Source organism: Paraburkholderia sp. RL17-373-BIF-A (assembly GCF_046030175.1).
Taxonomy (GTDB): Bacteria; Pseudomonadota; Gammaproteobacteria; order Burkholderiales; family Burkholderiaceae; genus Paraburkholderia.
The window spans coordinates 32739-42919 of sequence record NZ_JARESO010000016.1 but is presented as its reverse complement, the minus strand read 5'-3'; the positions used below and the strand labels follow the sequence as shown (position 1 = coordinate 42919).

Sequence of the window (10181 nt, the reverse complement as noted above, 5' to 3'; positions counted from 1 at the left end):
CGTCCGCCTATTATGCGCGCTTCCATTTCCAATTTGAAATTCGCATTTCAGTTATGAAACGAAATGCAAACCATCGTGGACGTCCGTCTTTTGTGAAATCAGGCACTTAGCGTGCGTCGGAGCGGCTGGCCCATTCTTTGCTCTTAAGGCTGCGGTCAAAGCATCCCCCCATGCATCAGGAGACGAACCCATGAGCGAAGCAGACAACAGCACGCCGAACGCAGGCGCATTCAAACCGAAGAAATCCGTCGCCCTGTCCGGTGTGACGGCCGGCAACACGGCCCTTTGTACGGTCGGCAAGACCGGCAACGACCTGCACTACCGCGGCTACGACATTCTCGATATCGCCAGCGCCTGCGAATTCGAAGAGATCGCGTACCTGCTCGTGCACGAAAAGCTGCCGACCCAGGCCGAACTGACCGCCTACAAGACGAAGCTCAAGGCGCTGCGCGGCCTGCCCGCCAACGTCAAGGCCGCGCTCGAATGGATTCCGGCCGCCGCCCATCCGATGGACGTGATGCGCACCGGCGTGTCGGTGCTAGGCACCGTGCTGCCGGAGAAGGACGATCACAATCTGCCGGGCGCGCGCGACATCGCCGACAAGCTGATGGCCTCGCTCGGCTCGATGCTGCTCTACTGGTATCACTACTCGCACAACGGCAAGCGCATCGAAGTGGAAACCGACGACGATTCGATCGGCGGCCACTTCCTGCATCTGCTGCACGGCGTGGAGCCGTCGAAGGCGTGGGTCGACGCGATGCACGTGTCGCTGAACCTGTACGCCGAGCACGAGTTCAACGCATCGACGTTCACCGGCCGCGTGATCGCGGGCACGGGATCGGACATCTATTCGGCCATCACCGGCGCGATCGGCGCGCTGCGCGGGCCGAAGCACGGCGGCGCCAACGAAGTCGCGTTCGAGATCCAGTCGCGCTACCAGACGCCGGATGAAGCCGAAGCGGACATCCGCCGTCGCGTCGAGAACAAGGAAGTGGTAATCGGTTTCGGCCACCCGGTGTACACGATCTCCGACCCACGCAACAAGGTCATCAAGGAAATCGCGAAGAATCTCTCGAAGGAAGCGGGCAACAGCAAGCTGTTCAATATCGCCGAGCGGCTGGAGTCGGTGATGTGGGACGCAAAGAAGATGTTCCCGAATCTGGACTGGTTCAGCGCGGTCTCGTATCACATGATGGGCGTGCCCACGGCCATGTTCACGCCGCTCTTCGTGATCTCGCGCACGGCCGGCTGGAGCGCGCACATCATCGAACAGCGCGTCGACAACAAGATCATCCGTCCGAGCGCGAATTACACCGGACCTGACGACCTGCCGTTCGTGCCGCTCGCGAAGCGCGTTTGAGGGTGCCTTTTATCGAAGTCGGGCGCGTGAACGCGTAGCCGCGCGAATGCAAGCGTTTCTCCTCCATTGCGTCTTAAGAGCGCGGCGCAATGAAGTTGGGCCTTGGCTCGCTGAAACCCCGGGCCGAGGCCGTTTTTTGCGGCGCATTCACGTGGCCGCGCGCAAACCCGACCGGCACGCCGCCGCAAGCTAAACTACACGTACTGCCTGACTGGCCCGCCAGGGAGACGCGGTTAAAAAAGGGGCCGCCGACGTGATCGGCCGCCGCCATCGTCCCCGGATCATTACTGTTTTGTCCCCTACGCCATGAATACTGCAAACCGCAAACGCCTTCCCGGCACCCAGCTCGATTTCTTCGACACGCGCGCCGCGGTCGACGCAATCCAGCCCGGCGCTTACGACAAACTGCCGTACACGTCGCGCGTGCTGGCCGAAAACCTCGTGCGCCGGTGCGATCCGGTCACGTTGAACGCATCGCTCAGGCAGATCATCGAACGCAAGCGCGAACTGGATTTTCCATGGTTCCCGGCGCGCGTGGTGTGTCATGACATTCTCGGCCAGACCGCTCTGGTCGACCTTGCCGGCCTGCGCGACGCGATTGCCGCGCAAGGCGGCGATCCGGCGATGGTCAATCCGGTGGTGCCGACACAACTCGTGGTGGACCATTCGCTCGCCGTCGAGTGCGGTGGTTTCGATCCGGACGCGTTTGCGAAGAACCGCGCGATCGAAGACCGCCGTAACGAAGACCGCTTCGACTTCATCAACTGGACCAAGCGCGCGTTCAAGAACGTCGACGTGATTCCGCCGGGCAACGGCATCCTGCACCAGATCAACCTGGAGCGCATGAGCCCGGTCGTGCAGGTGAAAGACGGCGTCGCGTTTCCCGATACGCTGGTCGGCACCGACTCGCATACGCCGATGGTGGACGCGCTCGGCGTGATCGCGATCGGCGTGGGCGGGCTCGAAGCGGAAAGCGTGATGCTGGGCCGCGCGTCGTATATGCGCCTGCCGGATATCGTCGGCGTGGAACTGACGGGCAAGCCGGCTGAAGGCATCACGGCGACCGACGTCGTGCTCTCGCTGACCGAATTCCTGCGCAAGGAAAAAGTGGTCGGCGCGTACCTCGAGTTTTTCGGCGCGGGCACGGCCAAGCTGACGCTCGGCGACCGCGCGACCATCGCCAACATGGCGCCCGAATTCGGCGCCACGGCCGCGATGTTCTACATCGACGAACAGACCATCAAGTATCTGAAGCTCACCGGCCGCGACGACGAACTCGTCAAGCTGGTGGAAACCTACGCGAAGGAAACCGGCCTGTGGGCCGACAGCCTTGCGCAGGCCGAATACGAACGCGTGCTGAAGTTCGATCTGTCGACAGTGGTGCGCACGCTCGCCGGCCCGTCGAACCCGCATCGCCGGTTGCCGGTGTCGGAACTGGCGGCGCGCGGCATCAGCGGCAAGGTGGAGAACGAGCCGGGCCTGATGCCGGATGGCGCGGTGATCATCGCCGCGATCACGAGCTGCACGAACACCAACAATCCGCGCAATATGATCGCTGCGGGTTTGCTCGCGCGTAATGCGAACCGGCGCGGACTGACTCGCAAGCCGTGGGCGAAGACCTCGCTCGCGCCGGGCTCGAAGGCGGTCACGTTGTATCTGGAAGAAGCCGGGTTGCTGCCCGAGCTGGAGCAACTGGGCTTCGGCGTGGTCGCGTATGCGTGCACGTCGTGTAACGGCATGTCCGGTGCGCTGGATCCGGTGCTCCAGAAAGAGATCGTCGAGCGTGATCTGTATGCGACCGCCGTGCTGTCGGGCAATCGCAACTTCGACGGCCGTATCCATCCGTACGCGAAGCAGGCTTTCCTCGCGTCGCCGCCGCTGGTGGTGGCGTATGCGATTGCGGGCACGATCCGTTTCGACATCGAGAAGGACGTGCTCGGTATCGATGCCGACGGCCATGCGGTCACGCTGAAGGACATCTGGCCATCGGATGCGGAGATCGATGCGATCGTCGCGTCGAGCGTGAAGCCGGAGCAATTCCGCAAGGTGTACGAGCCGATGTTCGCCGTTTCTGTCGACACGGGCGAGAAAGCCAATCCGCTCTACGACTGGCGCCCGATGAGCACGTACATTCGCCGTCCGCCGTATTGGGAAGGTGCGCTCGCGGGCGAGCGCTCGCTCAAGGGCATGCGTCCGCTCGCCGTGCTCGGCGACAACATCACGACCGATCACCTGTCGCCGTCCAACGCGATTCTGGCGGACAGCGCCTCGGGCGAATATCTGGCGAAGATGGGCTTGCCGGAAGAGGACTTCAATTCCTACGCGACGCACCGTGGCGATCACCTGACGGCGCAGCGCGCCACCTTCGCGAACCCGACGCTGAAGAACGAGATGGTGCTCGAAGACGGCAAGGTGAAGGCGGGTTCGCTGGCGCGTATCGAGCCCGAAGGCAAGGTCACGCGCATGTGGGAAGCCATCGAAACCTACATGGAGCGCAAGCAGCCGCTGATCGTGATTGCCGGCGCCGACTATGGGCAGGGTTCGTCGCGTGACTGGGCGGCGAAGGGCGTGCGTCTTGCCGGCGCGGAAGCGATCGTCGCCGAAGGATTCGAGCGGATTCACCGCACGAATCTGGTGGGCATGGGCGTGCTGCCGCTGGAGTTCAAGCCTGGTGTGAACCGGCTCACGCTGGCAATCGACGGCACGGAAACCTTTGACGTGGTCGGCGAGCGCAAGCCGCGCGCGGACCTCACACTGGTGATTCAGCGCAAGAACGGCGAGCGGGTCGAGGTGCCGGTGACGTGCCGGCTCGATACCGCCGAAGAGGTTTCCATCTACGAAGCCGGCGGTGTGCTGCAACGCTTTGCGCAGGACTTTCTCGAGTCGTCGAAGAAGGCGGCTTGAGGCTGGCTGGTTTTTAGGTCGCTTCGCTCGATGCGACGAACGTTTTAACGCGGAACGGGTGATATGGCGCGATAGGCCATGGCACCCGCTCTCATCAGGACAGGACTTTCATGGCCCACCAACCCCAGATCAAGATTCCGGCCACCTACATGCGTGGCGGCACCAGCAAAGGCGTGTTCTTCCGCCTGCAAGACTTGCCCGAAGCGGCCCAGGTGCCCGGCGCCGCACGCGACGCGCTGCTGATGCGCGTGATCGGCAGCCCCGATCCGTACGGCAAGCAGATCGACGGCATGGGCGGCGCGACGTCGAGCACCAGCAAGACGGTGATCATCGCCAAAAGCAGCCGGCCCGATCACGATGTGGATTATCTGTTTGGCCAGGTGTCGATCGATAAGGCCTTCGTCGACTGGACCGGCAATTGCGGCAACCTTTCCGCCGCCGTGGGGCCGTTCGCGATCAGCGCGGGTCTCGTCGATCCGAGCCGGATTCCGCGTGACGGCGTGGCGACCGTGCGCATCTGGCAGGCGAACATCGGCAAGACGATCATCGGACACGTGCCGATGACCGATGGCGCCGTGCAGGAAACCGGCGACTTCGAACTCGACGGCGTGACGTTCCCGGCGGCGGAAGTGCAGCTCGAATTCATGGACCCCGCAGCGGAAGAAGAGGGCGCGGGCGGCTCGATGTTCCCGACCGGTAACCTGGTGGACGATCTGGAAGTGCCCGGCGTCGGCACGCTGAAGGCGACGATGATCAACGCGGGCATTCCGACCATCTTCGTCGACGCCGAGTCGATTGGCTACAAGGGCACGGAGTTGCAGGACGCGATCAATAGCGACGACAAGGCGCTCGCGATGTTCGAGACGATCCGCGCGCACGGCGCGCTGCGCATGGGGCTGATCAAGCATCTCGACGAGATCGCGACGCGCCAGCACACGCCGAAGGTCGCGTTCGTCGCGAAGCCGGCTGACTACGTGGCGTCGAGCGGCAAGCGCATCGGCGCGGGCGACGTCGATCTGCTGGTGCGGGCGATGTCGATGGGCAAGCTGCATCACGCGATGATGGGCACGGCGGCGGTCGCGATCGGCACGGCGGCGGCGATTTCGGGGACCCTCGTGAATCTCGCGGCGGGCGGCGGCGCGAAGGAGTCGGTGCGCTTCGGGCATCCTTCGGGAACGCTGCGGGTCGGCGCCGAGGCGAGCGAAAGCGGTGGCGAGTGGACCGTGACGAAGGCCATCATGAGCCGCAGCGCGCGGGTGCTGATGGAAGGCTGGGTACGGGTACCGCAGGAAAGATGAGGCGGCCGGCGCGAACGCGCCGATTCGCTTGTTAGTCTGTCGAAGGCCCGCTCGCCGCCGGTGGAGGTGACGCTCTCAGCGTGTCGATATGCGTCAACTCCGTCCGTCCGCCCTTGCTGGCAAAGGTGAAGACAGGGAAGTTGCGGCCGTGAAATTCCGGTCCCGCTTTTGACAGCATCTCTTCGAACTTCGGCTTGCTGTTCTGCCACGTCGTCCTGCCTGCCTGCCCCGACATGGGATCGAACATCAAGGCGGCGATACTGCCCGGCGCGATGCCGACCGTCTGAATCTCCGAATTTTCCAGCGAGCCGTGCTGCGCCTGATTGGATTTCAGCGTGCCGAGAAGGCCGCCTATCTGCTTCTTCCTGTCGTCCGGCGTGAGGGGTTTCATCGTATCTGTGATGCCGCCCGAGGAATGGTCTTTGTCATACACGCCGACCACGTGATTGCCGACCAGGTCGGGCATCGCGAGAACCGCACACGGACGGGCCATGGTGGACACGTTAGCGCCCATCTTGTAGTACTGCGGCTCGAGTTCCGCGTGGGCCAATGACCATTTGCGCAGGCCGCCGTGTCCGCCCGTTTTTGCCTGTTCGCGGGCAGCGTCGATCGAGACGTTGCAGTTGTGGAACTCGTGGTGCGCGTTCTTCATTTGCAGCGTACGGATCAACAGGCCGCTTGTCTTGAAGGCGTGCTGTATTTCCGCGGGCGTCCGGTCGTCGTGGTGAGCGGAGGCGACGTTTGCGGCCGCGCCGACGTTGCTCGTGGCCGAGGTCGGTCCAATCGCGTGCGTGGGCGCGACGCTGGAGACCTCGGTAGGCGCTGAGGTGCTCGACCTGGACGTCGAGGCGGATTGCACGTTTGCAGTAGATGCTTTGGCCAGGCGGAAAGAGGCCGGCGGGTCGTTGCGATTCGACACGGAGGGACCGCTCAACGTCGCGTTCGATTCTTCTTCGTTGCCCGCCGGCGCCTCGCCCTCGTTCTTGCTGGATGTTCGAGCATTGCCGGAGTGGCCGACCAGACTCGATGTCTTCACGGTCAGTCCCTGCGGCTTCGGTTTGATTGGCGGCGGCCCGGCCTTCGCACCCGTGGTCGTGCTCGCGCTCGTGGCCGTGGATTGTCCCAGCGGCTGTTTGTTGCTTGCGCCGGACGTGAGCGCGAAGCTGGCCGATGGCGTGTGCGGGGTGACGGCTGCCGGCGAGCGCGTCGGCGGCTGCTTCAGTGCTTCGAACGCCGCGATTTTTGACGACACCGAGGGCTGCGCAGCACTCTCTTTCTTTTCCTCTTTGGGGGTGGTGGCCTGATTGCTCGTGCCGGCGAGGTTCGTTGTCGACTGCGTTTCGTGTGTGCGCGTGAACATGTGGTTCTCCCATCTATCCGGGAGCCATCATGCGCGCAACGTCACGGGTGCTTTGTCGCGCTTGCGCAGGCGTGTCCAGTAAGACGAAGCGAGCCGTTCACGTCATGAGCCGGGGTAACGCATCGACCAATGCGTCGACCGCCAGACGCACCTTGCGCGGCAAGTGAGGTGTTTGCAGCCAGAGCGCGTACGCGTCGTAGAGAAAAGCCGGCTGATCCGGCAGCACCTGCACGAGCTCGCCCGCCTGAATGCGCTCGCACACCAGCCAGGAGGGGAGCCACGCCAGACCCATGCCCGTGGTCGCGGCGTCGGCGATTGCGTCGAGGTCGTCGAGCCGCAACCGGTTCGGTGGCGTGATCGCTATCGGCGGGTGGCCGGTTTGCGGAAACAGCCACGGGCGAATCCGGCCGGAGCGCCGGTAGATGATCGCCTGATGTCCGCCGAGTTCCTCGATCCGCCGTGGCTCGCCACGCATCTCCAGATACGACGGCGACGCGCACACGATCATGCGTTGACGCGCGATGCGCCGCGCTATCACCCCCGCCTTGTCCTCCAGTTCGCCGGTCCGGATGGCGAGATCGTAGTCGTCCTCGGCGAGGTCCGTGAAGCGGTCGTTGAACGACAGATCCAGTTCCAGCGCCGGATTATGTCGTGCGAACGCCAGCAGGACGGGCGCGACGCAGCGTCTGCCGAAGTGCACCGGCATCGTGACACGCAGCTTGCCGCGTGGCTCGGCAAGCTGGCCGGCGGCGAGCGCATCGGCCGCGTCGGCTTCGGCGAGCACGACGCGGCAGCGCTCATAGTAGGCGCGGCCGAACTCCGTCAGGCTCTGGCGGCGCGTCGTTCGCGTGATGAGCCGCGCGCCCAGGCGCTCCTCCAGAAACCGCACGTGCTTGCCGACCATTGGTCCCGACAGAGCCAGCGCGTCCGCCGCGGCCGCGAACGAGCCCAGATCGACGGCTTTGACGAACACGGCCATGCTCATGAGGCGATCCATATTCGGAAGCTCCGGTTTCGACTGTTCTAGTTATTGCGTCATTTATCCAGCTGATGCGGGCTGTCATAGTGTATTCGGTTCAATTGATTCCGAGTGGAGGCTATATGGCGCGCGCGATCCGTTTTGATCGGCATGGTGGGCCCGACGTGCTGCGTATCGAAGACGTGGAGGTTCCACGGCCCGCAGCGGGCGAAGTTCAGATTCGTGTGAAGGCGTTGGGCCTGAACCGCGCCGAGGCGTTGCTGCGCGCGGGCACTTACATCGAGACACCGGCGTTGCCGTCCGGTCTCGGGCTTGAGGCGGCGGGCGTGGTCGCAGCGGTCGGTGCGGGTGTGGGGGATTTCGCGTCCGGCGATGCCGTCAGCACAGTGCCGCCGGTATCGATGGCGCGCTGGCCCGCTCATGCCGAGTTGATCAATGTGCCGGCGGGGCGTGTGGTCAAGCACCCGTCGTCGCTCGGTTGGGAGGTAGCCGCGGCCCTTTGGATGCCCTACCTGACTGCCTACGGCGCGTTGATCGACATTGCCGGACTGAGGCGGGGCGAGTGGGTTGCTGTGACTGCGGCATCGAGCAGCGTCGGTCTGGCCGCGATCCAGATCGCCAACATGGTCGGCGCGAACCCGATTGCCGTGACGCGGACGTCTGCCAAGAAGGCGGCTTTGCTCGAGCAGGGCGCGGCTCATGTGATCGCTTCGGCTGAGGAAGATTTGGCTGCCAGATTGAGAGACGTTGCCGGGCCGGACGGCGTGAGGGTGGTGTTGGATCCGATCGGCGGTCCGATATTCGAGCCGCTCACGGCGGCGATGTCTCGCGGCGGCATGCTCATCGAATTCGGCGGCCTGAGCGCCGAGCCGACGCCGTTCCCGTTGTTCACCGTGCTGAGCAAGTCACTCACGCTGCGCGGCTACCTCGTGCACGAGATCCTGAGCGATCCGGCGCGCCTGGCGGCCGCCAAGGTGTTCATTCTCGATGGACTCGCGGCGGGGTCACTGAAGCCGGTCATTGCCGCCACATTTCCGTTCGAGCGCATCGTCGACGCGCATCGCTTTCTGGAGTCGAACGAACAATTGGGCAAGATCCTCGTGACGGTTTGACAACGGCGCGAAGTCAAACGGTCACGCGACCTTGCGGACATCCGGTTTCGTCCGGAAAGGACGAAGCCGGGAAAAATCGGGTTTGATGCAACGGTGAAGCCTAAGACATCAGCCCGAAGCTGGCGAGAACGAACCGAAGACCGAAGAAGCAAACGGACGAAAACAGCGGCAGGCCGAAAGCCAGCGACATACACCGCAAGCCGACGACGCTGGCCTTTGGCCATCGATTGAAAAAGTAGACAGCCGCGCCGGCCAGTACGCGGCCGACCCCGTTCATTGCCGCACCATCACGATCTCGAGATACTCGCTGGGCAGCACGAGTGTCCCGTCGCCGGAACGGTTGCGGCTTTCCATCAGCGTCATGAGATCGCGCTGGAAGGCCGCTTGCCGTTCGTCGTCCATCGCGGCGAATGCCTTGTTGATGGGGCCGTAGTAAGTCCGGAATACCTCGAGCCAATGCGCGGGCGAGCGGTAACGGAACATGAATTCGCGGCTCGTTACGGCGACACTCCGCACATTCCCGTGAAAGAGTTCGTCGAGCCGCGCCCTGGTGCCCCACAATGCCGGCGACTTGAGGCCAGGCGGCGGAGGCAGGTATTTGCCGATCGTCTTGAACACCTGGCCGATGAAGCTATCGGGCGTCCAGTTCGCGAGACCGATCTTGCCGCCGGGTTTGCACACGCGCGCCAGTTCGCTTGCCGCCTTCTCCTGATTGGGCGTGAACATGACGCCGAAGGTCGACATGACGACATCGAAGGTGGCGTCCGCGTAGGGCAGCGCTTCGGCGTCGGCTTCGCGGAACTGCACCGTTGTCAGACCTTCCGCTCGCGCGCGAGCCTGACCCGCGTCGAGCAGCGAGGCCACGTAGTCGGTCGAATCGACATCGCACCAGCGGCGCGCGGCGGCGAGCGTGCCATTGCCGTTGCCGGCCGCGACATCGAGCACGCGGCTGCCGGCGCGTAGATCGAGTGCCTCGCACAAATTTTCTCCGACGATCTGCAGCGTCGTGCCGACGACGGCGTAATTGCCCGTTTCCCACGCGGCGTGCTGGCGCGCTTTGACGTCAGCGAATTCGGAGGTGTGTGATGAAGAAGAGTGGACTTCAGACATGGGGATGCTCCAGAGAAAAATTTGTGCGATGCACGCTAGTGTTATGGCGCCAAGACTT

General features: G+C 63.8%; 7 protein-coding genes. 4 read left to right on the top strand and 3 right to left on the bottom strand.

Annotated elements, in window-relative coordinates:
- The first annotated feature begins 190 nt into the window (after positions 1-190).
- The 3 genes from prpC to prpF all read left to right on the top strand — a co-directional run bounded on the left by prpC (position 191) and on the right by prpF (position 5562).
- On the top strand, positions 191-1360 hold the full coding sequence (prpC, locus tag P0D80_RS20755; protein ID WP_408286436.1) for a bifunctional 2-methylcitrate synthase/citrate synthase: 1170 nt from the start codon (positions 191-193) through the stop codon (positions 1358-1360).
- A 306-nt stretch (positions 1361-1666) separates the two neighbouring features.
- Positions 1667-4264, top strand: a complete 2598-nt coding sequence (gene acnD / locus P0D80_RS20750) for a Fe/S-dependent 2-methylisocitrate dehydratase AcnD (protein ID WP_408177862.1) — start codon at positions 1667-1669, stop codon at positions 4262-4264.
- A gap of 110 nt (positions 4265-4374) precedes the next feature.
- Complete coding sequence (prpF, locus tag P0D80_RS20745) at positions 4375-5562, top strand: 2-methylaconitate cis-trans isomerase PrpF (RefSeq protein WP_132381930.1); 1188 nt, start codon at positions 4375-4377, stop codon at positions 5560-5562.
- 31 nt (positions 5563-5593) lie between these two features.
- Here the strand turns inward: prpF and P0D80_RS20740 are convergent, their stop codons facing one another.
- Positions 5594-6922, bottom strand: a complete 1329-nt coding sequence (locus P0D80_RS20740) for a hypothetical protein (RefSeq protein ID WP_408286433.1) — start codon at positions 6920-6922, stop codon at positions 5594-5596.
- A 97-nt stretch (positions 6923-7019) separates the two neighbouring features.
- Complete coding sequence (locus tag P0D80_RS20735) at positions 7020-7919, bottom strand: LysR family transcriptional regulator (protein WP_408286431.1); 900 nt, start codon at positions 7917-7919, stop codon at positions 7020-7022.
- Between the two features lie 104 nt (positions 7920-8023).
- Between P0D80_RS20735 and P0D80_RS20730 the strand changes: the two genes are divergently transcribed.
- Complete coding sequence (locus P0D80_RS20730; RefSeq protein WP_408286429.1) at positions 8024-9013, top strand: zinc-dependent alcohol dehydrogenase family protein; 990 nt, start codon at positions 8024-8026, stop codon at positions 9011-9013.
- Positions 9014-9286: 273 nt separating this feature from the next.
- Here the strand turns inward: P0D80_RS20730 and P0D80_RS20725 are convergent, their stop codons facing one another.
- Positions 9287-10123, bottom strand: a complete 837-nt coding sequence (locus tag P0D80_RS20725; protein ID WP_408177867.1) for a class I SAM-dependent methyltransferase — start codon at positions 10121-10123, stop codon at positions 9287-9289.
- Positions 10124-10181: the final 58 nt, after the last annotated feature.

Bases quoted from the DNA above. Each gene is read 5' to 3' on its own strand.
- prpC (WP_408286436.1), top strand. From the start codon at position 191: ATGAGCGAAGCAGACAACAGCACGCCGAACGCAGGCGCATTCAAACCG.
- acnD (WP_408177862.1), top strand. From the start codon at position 1,667: ATGAATACTGCAAACCGCAAACGCCTTCCCGGCACCCAGCTCGATTTC.
- prpF (WP_132381930.1), top strand. From the start codon at position 4,375: ATGGCCCACCAACCCCAGATCAAGATTCCGGCCACCTACATGCGTGGC.
- P0D80_RS20740 (WP_408286433.1), bottom strand. From the start codon at position 6,922: ATGTTCACGCGCACACACGAAACGCAGTCGACAACGAACCTCGCCGGC.
- P0D80_RS20735 (WP_408286431.1), bottom strand. From the start codon at position 7,919: ATGGATCGCCTCATGAGCATGGCCGTGTTCGTCAAAGCCGTCGATCTG.
- P0D80_RS20730 (WP_408286429.1), top strand. From the start codon at position 8,024: ATGGCGCGCGCGATCCGTTTTGATCGGCATGGTGGGCCCGACGTGCTG.
- P0D80_RS20725 (WP_408177867.1), bottom strand. From the start codon at position 10,123: ATGTCTGAAGTCCACTCTTCTTCATCACACACCTCCGAATTCGCTGAC.